The sequence below is a fragment of the Bacteroides sp. NSJ-48 genome (assembly GCF_014287405.1).
Taxonomy (GTDB): Bacteria; Bacteroidota; Bacteroidia; order Bacteroidales; family Bacteroidaceae; genus Bacteroides; species Bacteroides stercoris.
The window spans coordinates 18182-39808 of the sequence record NZ_JACOOD010000019.1; the positions used below are offsets into that span (position 1 = coordinate 18182).

A 21627-nucleotide genomic window follows, 5' to 3' on the forward strand; every position below is an offset into this window, starting at 1 on the left:
TATGAATCGATTGTTTTGTATTGCCATGTTTGCATTTTGTGCAGGTTTTTTGTCTGCACAAGATGTTTCGTGGCCGGAGATTGGTTTGGATGCCAAACCGGCTGCACGCTGGTGGTGGATGGGAAGTGCGGTGGATAAGGAAAACCTGACCCGTAATCTGGAAGCATATGCTGCGGCGGGAATGGGTACGATGGAGATTACTCCGATTTATGGCGTACAGGGAAATGATGCGAAGGATATTCCGTTTCTCTCCCCCCGATGGATGCAGATGCTGCAATATACGGAAAGTGAAGCGTCCCGTCTGGGCATGCAGATTGATATGAACACCGGTACCGGCTGGCCTTTCGGAGGCCCTGAAGTGGGGATAGAGGATGCCGCCTGCAAACTGTTTGTTACGGAATATCGGTTAGAAGGCGGGAATACGCTTGATAAGAGAATTGAGGTTGCCGATAAAAAACAAAAGCCTTATGCCAAACTGGAACGTCTGATGGCCTTTTCCGATATGGGGAAGTGTCTGGATTTGACGGATAAGGTAAAAGACGGAATGTTATGCTGGAAAGCTCCGAAAGGTAGCTGGCGTTTGATTGCCGCCTTTTGCGGCAAGACTTTGCAGAAGGTGAAGCGTGCGGCACCCGGCGGTGAGGGGTATGTGATGAATCATTTCTCGGCCCGTGCCGTGAAAAACTATCTCGGACGCTTTGAACGCGCTTTTGACGGAAAGTTCAAGGATACGGCAGGTGGTGCTACAGCTTATCCCCATAATTTCTTTAACGACTCCTATGAGGTTTACGGGGCGGACTGGTCGGAAGGACTTTTTGATGAGTTCCTGGCGCGTCGAGGTTATAAACTGGAAGAGCACCTGCCGGAGTTTCTGGCGGCAGGGGAGCGTTCGGACAAGACCCGGCGTATCATCTCCGATTATCGTGAAACTCTCGGTGAACTGTTGCAGGAGAATTTCACCCGTCAGTGGACGGAGTGGGCGCATCGGCACGGAGCTAAAACAAGAAATCAGGCTCATGGCTCGCCGGGAAATCTGATAGACCTTTATGCTACGGTGGATATTCCGGAGTGCGAAGGTTTCGGTTTGTCTGATTTCGGTATACGGGGATTGCGTAAGGATTCGCTGACGCGTCCCAATGATTCCGACCTCTCCATGTTGAAATACGCATCTTCGGGCGCTCATATTGCCGGTAAACCTTATACCTCTTCGGAAACTTTTACTTGGCTGACGGAACATTTCCGCACTTCTCTATCACAGTGCAAGCCGGATATCGACCTCATGTTCGTTTCCGGTGTCAACCATACTTTTTTCCATGGTACGACTTATTCTCCTGCTGAGGCTGCCTGGCCCGGCTGGAAGTTTTATGCTACGGTGGATATGAGTCCGACGAACAGCATCTGGCGTGATGCGCCTGCTTTCTTTCAATATATATCCCGTTGCCAGAGTTTTTTGCAGATGGGACAGCCGGATAATGACTTCCTTGTGTATTTGCCGGTATATGATATGTGGCAGGAGCAGGACGGACGTCTGCTGATGTTTGATATTCATAAAATGGCACGGCGTGCTCCGGGCTTTATAGAAGCGGTGCACCGCATTAACGATGCCGGTTATGATATGGATTATATTTCCGATAACTTCATTCGTACGGCCACTTGCCGTGATAAGAAAATTGTGACGTCAGGCGGAACAGCTTATAAAGCGTTGGTTGTTCCCGGTGCACGTTTAATGCCTGCGGACGTACTTGCCCGCCTGCTCGAATTGGCAAAAGAGGGGGCGACCGTTGTGTTTCTGGACCGGTATCCGGAGGATGTTCCGGGGTATGCCAGGTTGGAACAGCGCCGTACGGACTTTAAGGGTACTCTGGAGCAGGTAAAGAAATTAGGAAATAAGCAAGGTAAAGGTAAGACGGTGTTCTTCGGTACGGATTATGTCCGTACACTGGCGCAGACTGTTGCTATACCGGAAGCGATGAAAACTTCTTTTGATTTGAGCTGTATCCGTCGGAAGAATCCGGAAGGTTATCATTATTTCATTTCCGCACTGACCGGAAAAGATACGGAAAGTTGGATACCGTTGGCTGTGCCTGCACGTTCGGCCATGCTTTATAATCCGATGAACGGCGTTTCCGGCAAGGCTCGCTTGCGTCAGAAGGATGGAAAGACGGAAGTTTATTTGCAATTGGCTTCCGGAGAATCTGCCATATTGAAAACTTTTACGGAAGCTGACGTACAGGCTCCGGAATGGAAGTATCAGACTGCTGCACGGGGAGCTGTCGAACTGTCCGGCTTATGGAACCTGCGGTTTGTGGAAAGCGCTCCTGCGGTACATAGTGTGCCGGATTCCGTTGCTTTGGGCTCATGGACGGATTTATCCTTTGAAGGTGCTAAAACGGTGATGGGAACAGGCTGTTATACAACCACTTTTGTGATTGAAAATCCGGCCTCGGCCCAGGACTGGTTACTCTCACTTGGCGATGTCCGTGAAAGTGCCCGTGTACGTATCAATGGCCGGAATGTTGCCACTTTATGGGCTGTACCCTATTGTTGCTCCGTCGGGCAATACCTGTGTCCGGGAAAGAATACTTTGGAAATAGAAGTAACCAACCTTCCTGCCAATCGCATAGCCGATATGGATCGCCGTGGAGTGAAGTGGCGCATCTTCAAAGATATAAATATTGCAGCGCTTGGTTATAAAAAAGGGACTTATGCCGGCTGGGAACCTGTGCCAAGCGGATTATTAGGCCCTGTACGTATTATACCGCTGAAGATAACTAAAAACGAAATGCAATGAAAAAAATCAGTCTGGGCGGAGTAGCGCTTGTTTGCGCTTTCTGCTCCTTATATGCTCAAGACCCGCGTGAACGAAACTATTTCTATGAAATCCTTGATCCTAAGCATGAACCGAAACCGTTGGTAGAGGGATTTGCCCAAGAGCGGATTACTGAAAATTTAAATCGCGGACTGGCGGTTGCCCCTTCCCGGGACGGCAAATCCGTGTATCTCAGCTGGCGTTTGCTGGCATCGGATGCTCCCGCTACGGCTTTTCATGTATATCGTGAGGTGGGCGGAAAGGTTTGTCGCCTGACGAAAAAGGCCGTTGCCCGTACTTGTGACTTTGTGGACACCGCTCCTCATGCACAAGCCGTCTATTGGGTGGGAGCTGTTGCAAAAGGACAGAAGCCGGTTGTATCGGAAAAACGGAAGGTTGTGTTGTCCGATTTGAAGCCTTATACTTCTATCCGCTTGAAAGATAATGCAAAAGCAGGAAAGATAGCATTGGCCGACCTGAACGGGGACGGAACTTATGATTATATCGTCCGTACTCCCGAAACGAACGTAGATCCGGGCATGCCGGGTGATACTACCGGGAAAACGTATAAAATATCCGCTTATTTGAGTGACGGTACTTACCTATGGACATACGATATGGGACCGGGGATTGAACCGGGTATCTGGTACTCGCCTTTCATCGTATACGATTTCAATGGTGACGGTAAGGCTGAGGTGGCGATTAAAACAGCAGGCACTGACTATGTGAAAAACGAGAAAGGACGTGTTTGCGGCGGGAGTGAATATCTTTCCGTACTGGACGGCATGACCGGACAGGAGATAGACCGGGTGGATTGGCCTGAGCGCAATGACCGTTACGGAAATCTGATTCGTCAGAATCGTAATCAGATGGGGGTTGCCTATTTAGACGGAAAGACGCCGTTTATATTGGCGGCACGCGGCACTTACAAGCTGATGGTTGTGGATGCCTGGATGTTGAAAAACGGTAAATTGGAACGTGCATGGCGTTGGGACGGTGATGAGGAGAATCCTGTTGTCCGTAGTATGGGTGCGCACAGCATGGTTACTGCCGACGTGGACGGTGACGGCCGTGATGAGGTTATGTTAGGTTCCTGTATGCTGGATGATAACGGAACACTTTTGTGGTCTTCGGGCTTGGGACATAGCGACAAGGCATATCTTTGCAAGTTGCATCCCGATAGGGAAGGTATGCAGGTGTTTATGGTAAGTGAACCCAAAAAGGAAGATGGCCGTGGCGTTTCAGTAGTGGATGCGGCTACGGGTAAATTGATATGGAGCATCGGTCATACTACTTATCATGTAGGTGACGGTATGGTAACGGATTTTGATCCTGCTCATCCCGGTTTGGAGTGTTTTGCCAGCGAAGACCGTAAGGGGGGAAGTACCGACAGATATTTGCTTACTGCCGACGGGAAGAAACTGCAAGTAGCTCAAGATGAGATTCCCGGCTGCCGTAACTGGATATGGTGGGATGCTGATTTGTTGCGTGAGACATTTAAGGGAGACAATAACCGTTGGGGAGCAGGCTCTTCTTCCGGTGGACGTAGCCAGAGCATCTGGAAATGGAAAGGTGAGATATTAACGGAAAATATCAAGGGGGATATATTACTGATGGCTGATATGGAAGGTGACTGGCGTGAGGAACTGATAACGGCTTTGCCCGGCGAACTGCGTATTTACCGCACCGATATTCCTGCGACAGACCGTAGGGTAACGTTGATGCAGGACGCTTTGTACCGTAGTTATGTGGCTCATCGTAGCATGGGGTATCCTCAAGCACCCGTACCGTCTTATTATTTAGGAGATAATTAATACATGTATCGGAATAAGATGTTCCGGTATGTTTGCTAACTTTAAAACGCTATTAAGAATGACAAAATCATTGTATGTAATTGCTGCTGTTTGTTTATGGATATTCAGTTCTTGCCAGTCTGCGGACTATAAGTATGAAGCTGTCTATCGTAACCTGCCTTTTGACATGCCTCGTGTGGAAGCGCCGAGATTTCCCGACCGTACGGTCAATCTGAAAGAGTTTAATGCCGTCGGTAATGGGGAAACTCTATGTACATCGGCTTTTGCCGATGCAATCAATGCCCTTTCCGAACAAGGGGGAGGACATCTTGTTGTTCCTGCCGGTGTTTGGCTTACAGGGCCGATCGTATTGAAAAGCAATATTGACTTGCATTTGGAAAAAGGGGCTGTTATCCTTTTCTCTCCTGATGTGGATCTCTATCCTTTGGTGGAAACAGTATTTGAGGGGTTGGATACCCGTCGTTGCCAGTCTCCGATTTCCGGCCGTAACCTGGAAAATGTAGCTATAACCGGCGAAGGGGCAATTGACGGAAACGGTCATTACTGGCGTCCGTTGAAGCGTGAGAAGGTTACGGAGAGCGTCTGGAAGCAGACAACAGCCCGTGGCGGTGTATATAAACGTCCTACCTACTGGTTCCCTTATCCTGAAACTTTGAAAGGGGATACTATCAGCAATATGAATGTCCCCCAAAATCTGAAAACGGAAGAAGAGTGGCAAAGTGTCCGTCATTTCCTTCGTCCGGTGATGGTGAGTATGATAGAGTGTAAGAATGTGTGGTTGCAAGGGGTGATTTTCCAGAACTCTCCGGCATGGAACCTGCATCCGCTGATGTGTGAGAATGTGCTGGTTGAAGATGTGCAGGTGCGTAATCCGAGCTATGCGCAGAACGGTGACGGACTGGATTTGGAATCTTGTAAAAACGCGCTGATTGTGAATTCTACCTTTGATGTGGGGGATGACGGAATCTGTCTGAAAAGCGGTAAGGATGAAGATGGCCGCCGTCGTGCACGTCCTTGTGAAAATGTAGTGGTAGATGGCTGTACGGTATTTAAAGGCCATGGCGGTTTCGTTGTCGGCAGTGAGATGAGTGGCGGGGTACGTAATGTATCCGTCAGCAATTGCCAGTTCCTGGGAACGGATGTGGGACTGCGTTTTAAGAGCAAGCGCGGTCGTGGCGGTATTGTTGAAAATATATGGATTACCAATGTGTCTATGATGGATATTCCGACCGAACCGATTACTTTCAATCTTTATTATGGTGGAAAATCTGCCGTTGAAGTGTTGGAGAGCGGTGAAAAAGTTCCGGCTAAAGTAGAGCCTCTTCCTGTGGATGAAACAACTCCTTGTTTCCGGAATATTCATGTGAAGAATTTGGTATGCGCAGGCGCCCGTCGTGCATTGTTCTTCAACGGTATCCCGGAAATGCCGATTGAGAATGTGGTTTTGGAAGATGTTGATATAACTTCCCGATTGGGAGCTGAATTTGTTTATAGCAAGGCCGTTACGATGAAGAACGTAACCATCCGGAATACGGAAGGCGAGCAGATTGTCACCCGTTTTTGTGAGGATGTGAAATAGAAGACCGGATGTGGTAATAGCGGATGAAACGGATTGTCAAATCTGACACCCTTTCAGTCAAAATAAGTACAAGGAATAGGGGATGATTCCCCTATTTTTGTATCATGAAATAGCGACTAAAACTAATTACCATGAAACAATGTTTTTTTGCGGTCGATTTGGGAGCTACCAGCGGCCGTACCATCTTGGGAACTTTCACACCGGAAGGATTGGAAATGGAAGATGTGAATCGGTTCCCGAATCATCTGATTGAAACCGGCGGACATTTTTATTGGGATATATATGAACTTTACCGGCATATTATCGAAGGACTGAAAATAGTCGCTCAGAAGAAGGATGTGGAAATTACTTCCATCGGTATTGATACATGGGGAGTGGATTTTGTCTGTGTAGGTAAAGACGGCGGATTTCTTCGTCAGCCTTATTCGTACCGTGATCCTCATACGGCCGGAGCGCCTGAGGCTTTCTTTAAAAAGATTGCCCGCAAGCAGGTCTATGAGTGGACGGGTATTCAAGTGATGAATTTCAACTCTTTGTTCCAGCTTGATACATTGAGACGTAATAATGACAGTGCATTGGCTGCTGCCGATAAATTGCTTTTTATACCGGATGCTTTGAGTTATATGCTGACCGGTGAAATGGTAACGGAATATACCATTGCCAGTACGGCGCAGTTGGTCAATGCAAACACCCGTAAACCGGAAGATGCTTTATTGCGCGAACTCGGACTGACGGAAAGTAATTTCGGTCGTTTTGTTTATCCCGGTGAGAAAATAGGAACATTGACAAAGGAAGTACAGCGCATGACCGGATTGGGAGATATACCTGTAATTGCAGTTGCCGGGCATGATACGGCTTCTGCTGTGGCTTCGGTTCCTGCAATGAATCCTGATTTTGCCTATCTGAGCAGCGGAACCTGGTCTTTAATGGGAGTGGAAACGAAGGGACCGGTTATTACAGAGGAAACCGAATCTTTGAATTTTACGAATGAAGGCGGTGTGGATGGCACTATCCGTCTATTGAAAAATATTTGTGGGATGTGGCTGTTGGAACGCTGCCGTGCGGCGTGGGGACAGACATCTTATCCGGAACTGATAGCCGAAGCGAATGCCAGTGAGCCGTTCCGCAGTTTGATTAATCCTGACGATGTCCTGTTTGCCAATCCGGCCGATATGGAACAGGCTATACAGACGTACTGTTCGGATTCTCATCAGCCTGTTCCGCATACACGGGGGCAAATTGTACGTTGTATCTTTGAGAGCCTCGCTCTGCGCTATCGTCAGGTTTTGGATAATCTTCGCACTCTTTCTCCTCACCCGATAGAGACACTTCACGTTATTGGCGGAGGAAGCCGTAATGAATTATTGAACCGTTGGACAGCCAATGCAGTCGGTATTCCTGTTGTGGCAGGCCCGTCTGAGGCTACGGCAATCGGTAATATCATGATTCAGGCATTGGCGGCGGGAACGGCAAAGGATATTGCTTCCATGCGCCAGTTAATCAATCGTTCTATTTCTTTGGAAACTTTCTATCCGGAAGATACGGACGTGTGGGATGCCGCATATTTACACTTCAAACAGGTGACAATGAATCATTAATGTTTAAAATCATATTAAATAAATCAGTATCATGAAAGAAGAACTAATAACAAAGGCTTATGAAGTGGCAAAGGAACGTTATGCTGCTCTTGGGATAGATGTGGGAAAGGTAATGGAACAGCTCCAGAAGGTTGCAATCTCCATGCACTGCTGGCAGGCCGATGATGTTATCGGCTTTGAGTCGGGCAGCTCGCTGACCGGCGGTATCCAGACTACAGGTAATTATCCCGGTAAGGCCCGTAATATGGAAGAATTGCGTAGCGACATCTTAAAGGCCGCTTCTTATATACCGGGCAAACATCGCTTGAACCTGCATGAAATTTACGGTGATTTCGGCGGTACGTTTGTTGACCGTGACCAGGTGGAAGTGAAACATTTTGAAAGCTGGATGCAATGGGCGGCTGAAAACGGGATGAAACTGGATTTCAACTCGACTTCTTTCTCACATCCTAAAAGCGGTAACTTGTCTTTAGCCAATCCGGATAAAGGCATCCGTGATTTCTGGATTGAACATACCAAACGTTGCCGTGCCATTGCGGAAGAGATGGGACGTCGTCAGGGCGATCCTTGCATCATGAATCTTTGGGTACACGACGGTAGCAAGGATGTTACGGTAAACCGTATGAAATACCGTGAACTGTTTAAAGACTCTCTCGACCGGATTTTTGCTACGGAATATAAAAATATGAAGGACTGTCTGGAATCTAAAGTATTCGGTATCGGTCTGGAAAGCTATACAGTGGGCTCTAATGAATTCTGTGTAGGTTATAGCGTGCAGCACCAGAAACTGATAACAATCGATACGGGTCACTTCCATCCTACGGAGAGTGCTGCTGATAAAGTTTCGTCCATGTTGTTGTTCGTACCCGAACTGATGCTTCATGTAAGCCGTCCGATACGTTGGGATTCCGACCATGTGACTATTATGGATGACCCGACTCTCGAACTCTTCCAGGAGATTGTCCGTTGCAATGCCTTGGACCGTGTACACATCGGTCTTGACTATTTCGATGCTTCCATCAACCGTATAGGCGCTTATGTCATCGGTACCCGTGCCGCACAGAAATGTATGTTGCGGGCATTGCTGGAACCGTTGGCTAAACTTCGCGAGTATGAGGCTGCCGGTCAGGGCTTCCAGCGTCTTGCCCTGTTGGAAGAAGCTAAAGCTTTGCCTTGGAATGCCGTTTGGGATATGTTCTGTTTGAAGAATAATGTTCCGGTAGGTGAAGAATTCATTGCTGAAGTAGAGAAATACGAAGCTGAGGTTACATCCAGACGTAACTAAGTTTATCAGAGTTAGTGATAGTGTTTAGCGGGGAAAGCATATCTTTGCCCGCTACTTTCATTACTTATAGAACATTAACCGTTGATTATCATGAATACACTAATAGGATTATTAATTATCGCTGTGGGAAGTTTTGGGCAGAGCAGCTCGTATGTACCTATCAATAAAGTCAAGGGTTGGTCCTGGGAAAACTTCTGGTTGGTACAGGGCATTTTTGCCTGGCTCGTCTTTCCGTTGCTCGGTGCTTTACTTGCCATTCCTGCCGATGGCAGCCTGATAGAACTTTGGGGAGCCGGTGGTGCATTGTCGGCTATTATTTACGGTGTCCTTTGGGGTGTCGGCGGTCTGACATTCGGATTGAGTATGCGCTATTTGGGCGTTGCTTTAGGACAAAGTATAGCTTTGGGTACCTGTGCCGGTTTCGGAACTCTGTTTCCGGCTCTGTTTGCAGGGAAAGATTTGCTGCACGGTGACGGTCTGATGCTCCTTATTGGTGTTTGCATCACTTTGGCGGGAATTGCCATTATCGGTTATGCGGGCAGCCTACGCTCCAGAAATATGAGTGAGGAGGAAAAAAAGGCTGCCGTGAAAGATTTTGCGTTGACAAAAGGGCTGCTGGTTGCTTTGCTGGCAGGTGTGATGAGTGCCTGTTTTGCTCTCGGCCTGGATGCCGGAACGCCTATTAAGGAGGCGGCGCTGGCAGGTGGGGTGGCTCCGTTGTATGCCGGACTTCCTGTTATCTTTCTGGTAACTTTGGGCGGGTTCTGTACGAATGCGGCTTATTGTATCCAGCAAAATATAAAGAATAGGACGGGCAAGGAGTATTTGTCGGTTAGCGGCGATGTCCTTGTGAATAATGTTTTGTTCTGTGCTCTTGCCGGAGTATTATGGTATTCGCAATTCTTCGGTCTGGAAATGGGTAAGAGTTTCTTAGGCGGTAGTCCGATATTGCTTGCATTCTCCTGGAGTATACTGATGTCGCTGAATGTTACATTCAGTAATGTCTGGGGAATCCTGCTGAAAGAATGGAAGGGATGCGGTTCCCGTACAATAGGTGTATTGATATTGGGGGTGGCCGTTCTCATCGCTTCTATCATTGTAGTGGCGATGGCGCAAGCATAAAAATAATATCTAATAAACTGTAATTAAATAGACACATGAAATCAATTCTTGAAAATCGTCCCGAATTGGCTTATGAAGTCAATCAGGCGGCAGAAGTGGCCGGTTATCTTTGGCAAAAAGGTTGGGCGGAACGTAATGGTGGTAATATAACTTTAAACATCACTGAATATGTAGATGATGAAATCCGGGCTTTGCCGGCTATCAGCGAAGTAAAACAGATAGGAAAGGTACTCCCTTATCTGAAAGGTTGTTATTTTTATTGTAAAGGTACTCAGATGCGTATGCGTGATTTGGCACGTTGGCCTATGGCAAACGGTTCAATAATTCGTATTCTGGATGACTGTGCCAGCTACGTAATTATAGCAGACCAGCCTGTAATGCCTACATCGGAATTGCCTTCTCATCTTGCCGTGCATAATTATCTGCTTGAAAAAGGTTCTCCTTACAGAGCATCCTTGCATACACATCCTATCGAATTGATTGCTATGACCCATAACAAGAAGTTCCTGGAGAAGGATGTGGCTACCAATCTGCTTTGGAGTATGATTCCGGAAACAAAGGCGTTCTGTCCTCGTGGATTGGGTATAATTCCTTATGAATTGCCAAGTTCGGTAAAATTGGCTGATGCTACTATTGAGGCTTTGAACGATTATGATGTAGCTATGTGGGAAAAGCATGGAGTCTTTGCTGTAGATGTGGATATTATGTCTGCTTTTGACCAGGTAGATGTGTTGAATAAATCTGCACTGATTTACATTGCAGCTAAAAACATGGGCTTTGAACCGGACGGAATGAGTCAGGAACAAATGAAAGAGATGACTGTGGCTTTTAACTTACCCAAATAAGAGTGAAGTATATGTACAGAATGATATTGAACGAAACCTCTTACTTCGGAGCAGGATGTCGGGAAACAATTGCGGTGGAAGCCATGCGTAGAGGTTTTAAGAAAGCGTTCTTTGTGACAGATAAAGACCTGATCCGTTTTAAAGTCGCAGACAAAATAATTGAAGTTTTTGAAAAGAATCGTATTCCTTATGAGCTTTTCAGTGATGTAAAGGCAAATCCGACGATTGCGAACGTACAGAATGGCGTATCCGCTTTTAAAGCATCCGGTGCTGATTTTATTGTAGCGCTGGGCGGTGGCTCTTCCATTGATACGGCAAAAGGTATCGGCATTGTAGTGAATAATCCGGATTTTGCGGATGTGAAGTCATTGGAGGGTGTAGCTGAAACCCGTCATAAGGCTGTCCCGACTTTTGCATTGCCTACAACGGCTGGAACAGCCGCTGAAGTCACTATCAATTATGTGATAATTGATGAGGGTGCAAAGAAGAAGATGGTCTGCGTAGACCCTAATGATATTCCGGTTGTGGCGATTGTAGACCCGGAACTGATGTATTCCATGCCGAAAGGGCTGACTGCTGCAACAGGAATGGACGCTTTGACGCATGCCATTGAAAGCTATATAACACCGGGCGCCTGGGCGATGTCCGATATGTTTGAGTTGAAAGCCATCGAGATGATTGCCGCTAATCTGAAAGCTGCGGTAGACAATGGCAATGATACCGCAGCTCGCGAAGCGATGTCACAGGCTCAGTACATTGCCGGTATGGGTTTCAGTAATGTAGGTTTGGGTATTGTTCATTCTATGGCGCATCCGTTGGGTGCTCATTATGATACTCCGCATGGAGTTGCCAATGCATTGCTTTTGCCCTATGTGATGGAATATAATGCAGAGTCTCCGGCTGCTCCCAAATATATTCATATAGCTAAAGCTATGGGAGTAGATACGGTGGGTATGACCGAGGCTGAGGGAGTTCGTGCGGCTGTGGATGCAGTCCGGAAGCTGTCATTGAGCATTGGCATTCCTCAAAAGCTACATGAGATAAATGTAAAAGAGGAAGATTTGCATCAATTGGCTGTTGATGCTTTCAATGACGTTTGTACGGGCGGTAATCCTCGTCCTACTTCTGTCGAAGATATTGAGACTTTGTATCGTAAAGCTTTTTAATTATAATTTGAATTACCATGAAGAAAACTATTATTTCATGTGTGCTGTTTTTAACAGCTGTCACTGCTTTTTCGCAAACACCAATGAAGACGGCAGCAGAAGCTAAGCTTTCGGCTTCTGACCTTGCTGTGAAAATAGCAGACCGTATCCTTGCAACTACTACTTATGAGTTTAAGAATACCAAGACCGGTAAAACCTATAAGTCTGTCAAGAACTTGCCTTTGGATATGAATGTCAAGGTTGCATGTAAGTACAATAATTGGCATTATACCAATGGAGTAACCCATATCGCTTTAATGGAATTGGCCGATAAAACGGGAGCGAAGAAGTATGATGATTACGTTCTTAAAAATATGAATTTCGTATTTAACGAGGGTAATCTTGACTTCTTTAAGAAGCAGTATGAGCAGGCAATGAAAAATGAAGGATGGTATGGCGTTCGTAAGTTGAGTTGGCACATGATATTCCGTGGAAAGCGTTTGGATGATAACGGTCCTATGGGAGCCAGCCTGATTGACCTGCAGATAAAGCATCCGAATAATTCTTTCTTGAATTATATTAATGAAACAGCCGAGCACTTGAACTATGGCGAGCCTCGTTTGGCCGACGGTACTATTGCCCGTATCTGGCCTCATGAAAATACCATCTGGGCAGATGATGCTTTCATGGCTATCTCTTTCCTTGCACGTATGGCTAAGATGACCGGTGACATGAGTTATATCAATGATGCTGCCAATCAGGTAATCAAATATCACAAATATTTGTGGTGTCCCGAAAAACGGATTCTCTATCATTGCTATCATACGGATACGGACGAGCACGGTGTTGCTCATTGGAGCCGTGCCAACGGTTGGGTTTTCATGGCAACTGCCGATTTGCTTGCAGTGATGCCGCAGAATCATCCCATGCGTCCTGAGGTTCTGGAGTGCTTCCGCCGTCAATGTAGCGGTGTAGTGCGTTATCAGGGTAAGAACGGTCTTTGGCATCAGCTTCTTGACAAGGAAGATTCTTATGAGGAAATTACGGGTACGGCCATGTTTGTGTTTGGTATCGCACGTGGTGTAAAGCATGGTTGGCTGCATCCTGATTTCATTTATGCTGCCGAGCAGGGGCTGAAAGGAATGATGACACTGATGTCCGACAAAGGCGATGTGACCAAAATCTGTGTTGGAACGGGTATCATGCCGTCGCCTGCATACTACTACAACCGTCCTACCCAAGAGAATGATCCGATGGGTGAAGGACCTGTTCTCCGCGCATTGATTGAAATGATGGATGCGCCGAAGTATACAGAGATTAAGGCTGAACAGCAATACGATAAAATTGTAGTCAAAAAGTAATAATCCTTTTAGATAGTATGTTAATCCCGTCTGGAAACACAAAGATACTTCCAGACGGGACTTTTTTTATTAAATCTTCCATAGGTATCTCTTATTTCACAAATATTTCCTATTTTTGTCCCGAACCCATCATGAAGGACACGTGGTATGACTAAGAATTACAATGATTTAGGAGTGGAATTTAAGTATCTTATCGTAAATGACATGGACCAAAAGTTTGGTCTGTGGGTAAATACTGTCGGCTTTCAATCCATTCAGCCGGACTCTCCGTATCCATTGAAGGATCATCCTTCCGGTTATTTCTTTAATGCCCAGAAAGGACGTGTCTTGCGTGAGTATCAATTGGTTTATATCACGAAAGGACGGGGATTGTTTTCCTCGGAAACAACACCGGAAAAGCAGGTCTGCAAAGGACGTCTGATGGTATTGTTTCCCGGTCAATGGCATACTTATCACCCTTATCGCCAAACCGGATGGAACGAGTATTATATCGGTTTTGAAGGTCCTGTCATTGATAATCTGGTGAAAGGCGGTTTCTTGTCTAAAGACAATCAAGTGCTTGAGGTGGGTTTGAATGAGGAGTTGGTCTCTCTTTTTTCCCGTGCTTTGGAAATAGCGGAAGCGGATAAAATATCTTCTCAACAGTATCTTGGCGGTATAGTGCTGCACATAGTAGGTATGATACTGTCCATTTCTAAAAATAAAATTTTTGAGGTGGGCGATGTTGATCAGAAGATTGAGCAGGCCAAGATTATAATGAATGAGAATGTCTTTAAGGATATTGATCCTGAAGAGTTGGCTATGAAATTGAATATCAGCTATTCCTGGTTCCGGAAAGTATTCAAGGACTATACAGGTTATGCACCGGCTAAATATTTCCAGGAGTTGAAGTTGCGTAAAGCCAAACAATTATTGGTTGGTACTTCTCATTCCGTTAAAGAGATTTCTTTTATGCTCGATTATAAATCTACCGAACATTTCTTTTCATTATTTAAAAAACGCACAGGGTTTACCCCATTGGAATATCGTTCTTTTGGTCGGGAGACTGAGGTGGAGAACGAGGATTTTGATTAATGTCAAAAAGAATAGTCTACTATCAAAATTGTTATAAAAGCTTTGATTGTCAGATTTTTATTGGGTGAAAAGCTTCTTTTTTCTTAGGAGAAAGTCAAAAAAGAAAGTATTTGTGTCAGCAGTTATATTTTTGTAAGGTATGATTGTATTTATTTTTGCGCTTACAAGTTCGATACTCAATAATAGTTGTATCGGGCTGTTAATCTTGAATTAATTAATCAACCAATTTATATTAATAGTCTATGAGAATTTTACACAAAAAACTATGCTTGTTGATGCTTCTATTAATAAGCTTTCCTTTTAGTCTTTTTGCTCAGAACAAAACAATTACAGGTACAGTTCGTGATGCAGTGGATGTCGTGATTGGCGCTTCTGTTATGGTAAAAGGCAATACTGGTGTTGGTACTATTACTGACATGGATGGTAAATTTACTCTCTCTTTGCCAGCTTCTGCAAAGGAACTGGTCGTTTCGTTTATCGGTTATGATAACCAAACAGTGGTGATTGGCAACAAAACCCACTTTGACATTACATTGAAAGAATCTTCAGTAATGTTGGAAGAAGTGGTTGCAATTGGCTATGCAAAGGTAAAGCGTAAAGAATTAACAGGCTCTTCCGTTTCTGTGGGTAGTAAAGAATTGGCTATGGCTCCCGTTACAACTGCTGCACAGGCATTGGCAGGTAAAGCTGCTGGTGTTAATATAGTTCAGCAAAGTGGAGCTCCGGGTGCTGAAGTTAATATTACTGTACGTGGTGGTACATCTATAACACAAGGTACACAACCGTTATATATTGTAGATGGTTTTCAAATGGAAAACGGTCTTCAAAATGTTGACATAAATGATATTGAGAGTATTGATGTGATGAAAGATGCTTCTGCTACAGCTATTTATGGTGCTCGTGGTTCAAATGGTGTTGTTTTAATTACTACGAAATCTGGTAAATCGGGAAAAACCGAAGTTTCTTATAATGGATTTGTTAGTTTTGACCGTCTCGGCAAGAAATTAGATTTGCTGGGTGTAGAAGATTATGTAAAGTACCAGTATGAGTTTCAGTTGCTTCGCGGCAATCAAAGTAGTTTTGCCAATCTATTTGGAGGAAATATCAATGATGCAGATTTTTATACGGGTGCTTATAGCCGTATTGCTCAAGAATATGGTAATCGCGCAGGTATTGATTGGCAGGATGAAGTTTTTGGCTCTACAGGTGTTACGCAGAATCATAACGTAAACATAACCGGTGGTACTGAAAAGACTAAGTATATGTTAAGTTATAATTATACTGGTGAAGATGGTATTATGGATAAGCATGGCTATCAGAAGAATAGTATCCGTGCTAAAATCAATCACGAATTGTGGAAAGGTGTACGTTTTGATTTTTCTTCAAGTATGCAGATGACTAAAGTTGAAGGTGGTGGCTCTTTAGGTGGAAAATTGAAGCAGACTATTTTGCAACCAATTACAGGTGGTGTGAAGTTTACTGAAGAAGAAATGTTGAATAAGGATTTGTCTGACGCGTATTCTGATATGCCGGGTGCTGATAATTATGATATTAATAATCCTTTGTTGGACAATATGGCTATTGCACAAGAAAAGTATACCCGTATGGCTACTGTAAATGCAGGATTGGAAATTGATTTAATGAAAGATTTGACATTTCGTACGGCCGCTAGCTATATGTGGCAACAGATTCGCGAGGATTATTGGGATGACGGCTCTACCAGACAGGCTGATGCAAATCAAAGTCCTTATGGATATGGTTATCGTAATAACGGTGAAAAGTTTTCTTGGCAGGTTACGAATACATTAAACTATTCGTTTAATTTGGATGATAATAAACATAACTTTAGCGTTTTGTTGGGACAAGAGACTTATTATCAAGAGAAAATGAATTTAGATAATGAGTACCGTAAATTTCCTTCTGGTAATTTTGAGCTAAACGATGTGGCTATGGGTACTCCTTATGAATGGAAATCAGGAAAGAATAAGGAAGGTTTGGTTTCTGTTTTTGGTCGTTTGTCATATAATTTTAAGGAACGTTATTTATTTACAGGTACATTACGTGCTGATGGTTCATCCAAGTTTGCAAGAGGAAACCAATGGGGTATTTTTCCCTCTGCTTCAGCTGCATGGCGTATTTCAGAAGAGGAATTCTTGAAAGATGTTGATTTCTTGAATAATTTGAAATTACGCGTAGGTTATGGTACGGCCGGTAATAATAACATTGATGATAATATGTATACTACGGGCTATGGTTCAGGTCATTACGGTATAGCAGGTCAAGATTATATCACATTTGTTCCAGGTTCAACATTGGGAAATAAGGATCTGAAATGGGAAAAAACTACTACTACTAATGTAGGTTTGGATATTTCGTTATTCAACAGCCGTGTAAACTTAGCTTTGGACTGGTATAATAATGAGTCTTCTAATCTTTTGATTAAAAATAAAATTCCTACTACTACAGGTTATGCAGACCAATATCAGAACTTAGGTTCTATTCGTAACCGTGGATTTGAAATAGTATTGAATACAACCAATATTCGTACTAAGGATTTTACTTGGAGTACAGATCTTAATATTGCTATCAATCGCTCTAAAGTATTGGAACTATATGGAGATGAGAGTTTGGATTATTTTATACAAGACTATGAGTCGCGCATGGGGTATAAGATTGAGGTAGGAAAACCATTGGGACAATACTATGGACTTCTGTATGACGGAGTATATACAACTGATGACTTTAACCAGCAGGCTGATGGTACTTATAGAATAAAAGACGGTGTCGCTTCTTTGAAAGGACTTGATCGTAAGAAAATTAAACCGGGCGATGCCAAGTACGTTCCTACAGCTGGTGAAACAGATAGCAATGGTAATCCTGTATGGTCAACAAACGATCGTACTGTGATAGGAAATGCAGCTCCAAAATTTACCGGTGGATTGAATAACACTTTTACCTACAAAGGTTTTGACCTTTCTATTTTTATGAATTTTGTAGTAGGAAATGATGTTTTCAATATGAGTACACAACGTTTTATAGGCCCTTATCTGTCTAATCAGAACTCATTGGCGATTATGAAAAACCGTTTTACATTGGTTGATCCGCAAACAGGTAAGGAAACTACAAATTTGGCTCGTTTGGCAGAGTTGAATCCTGGGCAATTTGGCAAAAATGTAATGTGGAATATTTCAGAGAATAATAAGACTGCTATCAGTGATCATAGTAGCTATTATATTGAAGATGGTTCTTATTTACGTTTTAGTACAATAACTTTAGGGTATACGTTCCCTAAACAATGGATACAAAAAGCAAAATTAAGTAATGCACGTATTTATTGTACATTGAATAATATTGCTACAATTACAGGTTATAATGGTTACGATCCGGAAGTATCCGCTTCAAGTAGTGCATTGACTCCTGGCATTGACAATTCGGCTTATCCCCGTTCAAAGAGTTGGGTTTTAGGCGTTAATTTAACATTCTAATTATCGAAATGAAGGTCATGAAAAAAATAATAACTATTTTAACTGCGTCAGCATGCTTGTTGACATTTACTTCTTGTCAGGACTGGCTGGATATGCCTTCCGAATCAAAAGCTGATAGTGAGACACTGTTTGAAAATCTTGGACGTGCAGAAATGACTGTAGTTGGTGCTTATCCTAGCTTGTTTACTCAAGAATTAGGTTATCAACTATTAGAAGGAACAGATGAATCTAGTTCTTCAGAAACTAATTCTAAGTATAATGTTTCCAATTATGATTATACTTCTACTTCTTCGATGTTGAATTCTACATTTTCAAGTATGTATAAGGCAATAGAATACAGTAATGTCTGTATTAAAAATTTGCCGTTAATGAATGTGGCAGAAGGAGAAAAAAAGAAACGTGATGCTCTTTTAGGCGAAGCATTGGCTATTCGTGCCTATGCTTATTGGAATTTGGTACGTTTTTATGGTGATGTTCCTTATTCTAACATACCTACTTCTGAGTTGAATAGTTATAGTTCATCTCGTGTAAGTCGAGATGAAATTTGGGATAACTGTGTGAAAGATCTGCAAGATGCAATAGAATTGTTGCCTTGGAAAAGTGAAGGAATGGTAAGCACTCCGGAACGTTTCACTAAAAATTCTGCTTATGGTATTTTAGCGCGTGTGGCATTGTATGCAGCCGGATATTCTTTGCGCTGGGATTTGAATACTGTGCCCTATGATGCAGCAACTGTTAGAATAGCACAACGTGATGATCAAAATCGCATCAAAGAACTTTATCAGATAGCTGCTGATGCTTGTTACGAAATAATAAAGCAAAAGGAAAATGATTTGTTGGATAGTTATGAAGAGGTATTTCGTGATTTAGCAACCAAAGAGTATAATAAAGAAACGATGTTGGAATATGGTTGGTATGGTGCAAATTCGTCGGATGTACGTACTGGTTATGTAAATGGTATTCCTACAAATGGTTCTGGTGGCACTTTTGGTAAAGGTGGTGCACAAATGATAGCAATGCCTACTCTTTATTTTGAATATGCCGATGGTGACCAACGTCGTGATGTTTCTGTATGTAATTATGGCATTTATACAGATGGCAAGTATCAAATGAATACATATATTGGCGCAGGGGTAGGTAAATATCGTATCAATTGGTGTAAAGACAGAGGTACTTCCGATAGTCGCCGCGATATTAATTTCCCGTTATTGCGTTATTCGGATGTACTGTTGATGTATGCAGAGGCATTGAACGAATTAAATGGATATGCTACTCCAGATGCCGTTGATGCTTTGGAAAAAGTCCGTTTGCGTGCTTTTAAGAAAGATGCAAGTAAGATTAAGCCTATACCTACGGAGTATACAGCTTTCAAGAATGAAATTATTTTAGAACGCAAGTTGGAACTGTCTAATGAATCTTTGCGTAAAACAGATTTAACGCGTTGGGGAATTCTTTATGATCATTTGATGGCTGAAAAAGATAAATTATACCAGTTGGCAAGACGTGAAGGTAAATATGCAGATGTTGATGTCTACCGTGCCTATAAAGGCGGTAAAGCTGTTTACCAAGATCCTACAGTCGCTTTGCCTTATATTACATTAAAGGAATCAGATTTTTCAAAATTTGGTTTAACTAACGATGAAATCAAAACGCTGAAAATCCAAAATGATGGAGTAAACGGTGGTTTTGTAGAAAAGGAGATTTATGAGGATGTAAATGGCAATATTTATTTAACAAAAGATGACATGCCTGAGGCGCAGCAGGAGAATGCTACTGCCGTAACTTATACTATTTTAAATATGTTCGGTTGTCACACGATTAAAAACAAGGGTGGACTTTCTGTTGAGCAGGTGGAAGGTATAAGTGATGTAAATAACTTCATTACTAATATGTTCTATGGTTTGGAAAAGAATAAAGTAGAGATTCTTCCGTTCAGTACAACAGCTATTATTGATGTTAATCCTGGTTTAAAAGATCAGCAACATCCTTGTTACTAAAAGTAATGATTGGATATTAGATTAGTAAAGAGAAAAGGTGGATACTCGGTACTTGAGTTCCACCTTTTCTATATTATATTTAACCCAAAAACGGAATATACTTTATGCCTTTTCAATAAAAACTTGTTTTATGAAGAAAGTTTGTTTTAGCATTATCTTGCTTATTGTAGCTTTTTCTGTGCAAGCGCAATCTCTTGCTTTTCCTGGTGCAGAAGGTTATGGCAAATACACTACTGGCGGGCGTGATGGACGAGTGTTAATAGTAACCAACTTGAACGACAGCGGCGAAGGAAGTTTGCGGCATGCTGTAGAGCAAACAGGAGCGCGCATCGTAGTCTTTGCCGTAGACGGTAATATTGAATTGAAATCTCCACTTCGAATAAATAACGACAACATTACCATAGCCGGTCAATCTGCTCCGGGTGATGGAATCTGTTTAAAGGACTATCCGTTAATTGTTAATGCAAGCAATGTTATTATCCGTTATGTCCGAGTCCGTGTGGGCGATCGCTATCGCTTAGATAGTGATGGTTTGAGTGGAGGACGTTATGGGCAGAAGAATGTAATTCTGGATCATATTTCTGTAAGCTGGAGTATAGACGAATGTCTTTCTATCTATAAAACAGAAAATCTTACCGTACAATGGTGTCTGGTAACCCATAGTCTGAATTCTTCAGTCCATACGAAAGGTAATCATGGATTTGGTGGTATTTGGGGAGGGTATAAGGCTACATTCCATCATAACCTGTTGGCAAATCATGCCAGCCGTAATCCCCGGTTTTCTTCTGTTGATGGAACTAAATGGGTAGACTATCGTAATAATGTGGTGTATAATTGGGGATTTAAAACTGCCTATGGTGGTGGACATCATGGTGAGATAAATATGGTGGGTAATTATTATAAGCCGGGGCCTGCCTCTCAGCATCATCGTTTACTTGATGTGGCTGAAGACGGTACCGGCCGTTACTATGTGGCAGAAAACGTAATGGAAGGGGATGATACTGTGACTTATGACAACCATCGTGCTGTGATGGATAGATTTTCTTGTTTGGTTGATAGTCCTTTTCCGTATGAGCCCATTGAAGAAGATATACCGGTGGTGGCCTATCATAAAATATTAAAGGAGGTAGGGTGTAGTTTCTCGCGTGACATGTACGACAAAGAAGTTTTGCGCCAAGTAAAGAAAGGGCTTGGAACATTTGGTCTAAAGGGGATTATCAATTCTCCGAAAGAGGTAGGCGGATGGCCTGTGTTGAAAGTTGGAAAGCCTTTACGTGATACTGATGCGGACGGAATGCCTGACGTGTGGGAACGTCGGTACGGATTGAATGCGGATGATGCCTCTGATGCTTCCACCTATACGTTGGATAAGAATTACACTAATATTGAGATTTATCTGAACGGACTTTTGGAAAAATGAACATTATTTCCCTTGGTATTTCTGACTCTGTTCAAAATCAATATATTACTTACACTGATTTTATATTGAATTCAAATTTATTATTTTCGAGAA

The 21627-nt window shown here is 43.3% G+C and carries 13 protein-coding genes; all 13 read left to right on the forward strand.

All coding sequences use genetic code 11. The features are described 5' to 3' along the window. Position 1: 1 nt before the first annotated feature. The 13 genes from H8S52_RS10680 to H8S52_RS10740 all read left to right on the forward strand — a co-directional run bounded on the left by H8S52_RS10680 (position 2) and on the right by H8S52_RS10740 (position 21534). Positions 2-2791: a glycosyl hydrolase gene (locus H8S52_RS10680; RefSeq protein ID WP_186909780.1), complete on the forward strand. Its 2790-nt coding sequence runs from the start codon at positions 2-4 to the stop codon at positions 2789-2791. After that, the gene (locus H8S52_RS10685) at positions 2788-4623 is read left to right on the forward strand and encodes a silent information regulator protein Sir2 (RefSeq protein ID WP_186909781.1); all 1836 of its coding nucleotides are present in this window, start codon (positions 2788-2790) and stop codon (positions 4621-4623) included. The genes H8S52_RS10680 and H8S52_RS10685 overlap by 4 nt, the downstream gene beginning before the upstream one ends. 58 nt (positions 4624-4681) lie before the next feature. After that, positions 4682-6202, forward strand: a complete 1521-nt coding sequence (locus H8S52_RS10690; protein WP_186909782.1) for a glycoside hydrolase family 28 protein — start codon at positions 4682-4684, stop codon at positions 6200-6202. Between the two features lie 131 nt (positions 6203-6333). Then, complete coding sequence (locus tag H8S52_RS10695) at positions 6334-7800, forward strand: rhamnulokinase family protein (protein WP_186909783.1); 1467 nt, start codon at positions 6334-6336, stop codon at positions 7798-7800. A 31-nt stretch (positions 7801-7831) separates the two neighbouring features. After that, on the forward strand, positions 7832-9085 hold the full coding sequence (locus H8S52_RS10700; RefSeq protein WP_186909784.1) for an L-rhamnose isomerase: 1254 nt from the start codon (positions 7832-7834) through the stop codon (positions 9083-9085). Positions 9086-9175: 90 nt separating this feature from the next. After that, positions 9176-10207, forward strand: coding sequence for an L-rhamnose/proton symporter RhaT (gene rhaT / locus H8S52_RS10705; RefSeq protein WP_186909785.1), 1032 nt, complete (start codon positions 9176-9178; stop codon positions 10205-10207). Positions 10208-10242: 35 nt separating this feature from the next. Continuing rightward, positions 10243-11052: a rhamnulose-1-phosphate aldolase gene (gene rhaD / locus H8S52_RS10710; RefSeq protein WP_005652802.1), complete on the forward strand. Its 810-nt coding sequence runs from the start codon at positions 10243-10245 to the stop codon at positions 11050-11052. An 11-nt stretch (positions 11053-11063) separates the two neighbouring features. Continuing rightward, the gene (gene fucO, locus H8S52_RS10715; RefSeq protein ID WP_186909786.1) at positions 11064-12218 is read left to right on the forward strand and encodes a lactaldehyde reductase; all 1155 of its coding nucleotides are present in this window, start codon (positions 11064-11066) and stop codon (positions 12216-12218) included. A 17-nt stretch (positions 12219-12235) separates the two neighbouring features. After that, a complete protein-coding gene (locus H8S52_RS10720; protein ID WP_186909787.1) occupies positions 12236-13558 on the forward strand; it encodes a glycoside hydrolase family 105 protein in 1323 nt (440 codons plus the stop codon). Positions 13559-13705: 147 nt separating this feature from the next. Next, entirely contained in the window at positions 13706-14632 is a 927-nt protein-coding gene (locus H8S52_RS10725) for an AraC family transcriptional regulator (RefSeq protein WP_005652799.1), read from the forward strand. A 242-nt stretch (positions 14633-14874) separates the two neighbouring features. Next, positions 14875-18117: a TonB-dependent receptor gene (locus tag H8S52_RS10730; protein ID WP_117741578.1), complete on the forward strand. Its 3243-nt coding sequence runs from the start codon at positions 14875-14877 to the stop codon at positions 18115-18117. A gap of 17 nt (positions 18118-18134) precedes the next feature. Next, entirely contained in the window at positions 18135-20114 is a 1980-nt protein-coding gene (locus tag H8S52_RS10735; RefSeq protein WP_186909788.1) for a RagB/SusD family nutrient uptake outer membrane protein, read from the forward strand. Between the two features lie 130 nt (positions 20115-20244). After that, the gene (locus tag H8S52_RS10740; RefSeq protein ID WP_117955660.1) at positions 20245-21534 is read left to right on the forward strand and encodes a polysaccharide lyase family 1 protein; all 1290 of its coding nucleotides are present in this window, start codon (positions 20245-20247) and stop codon (positions 21532-21534) included. Positions 21535-21627 lie beyond the last annotated feature (93 nt).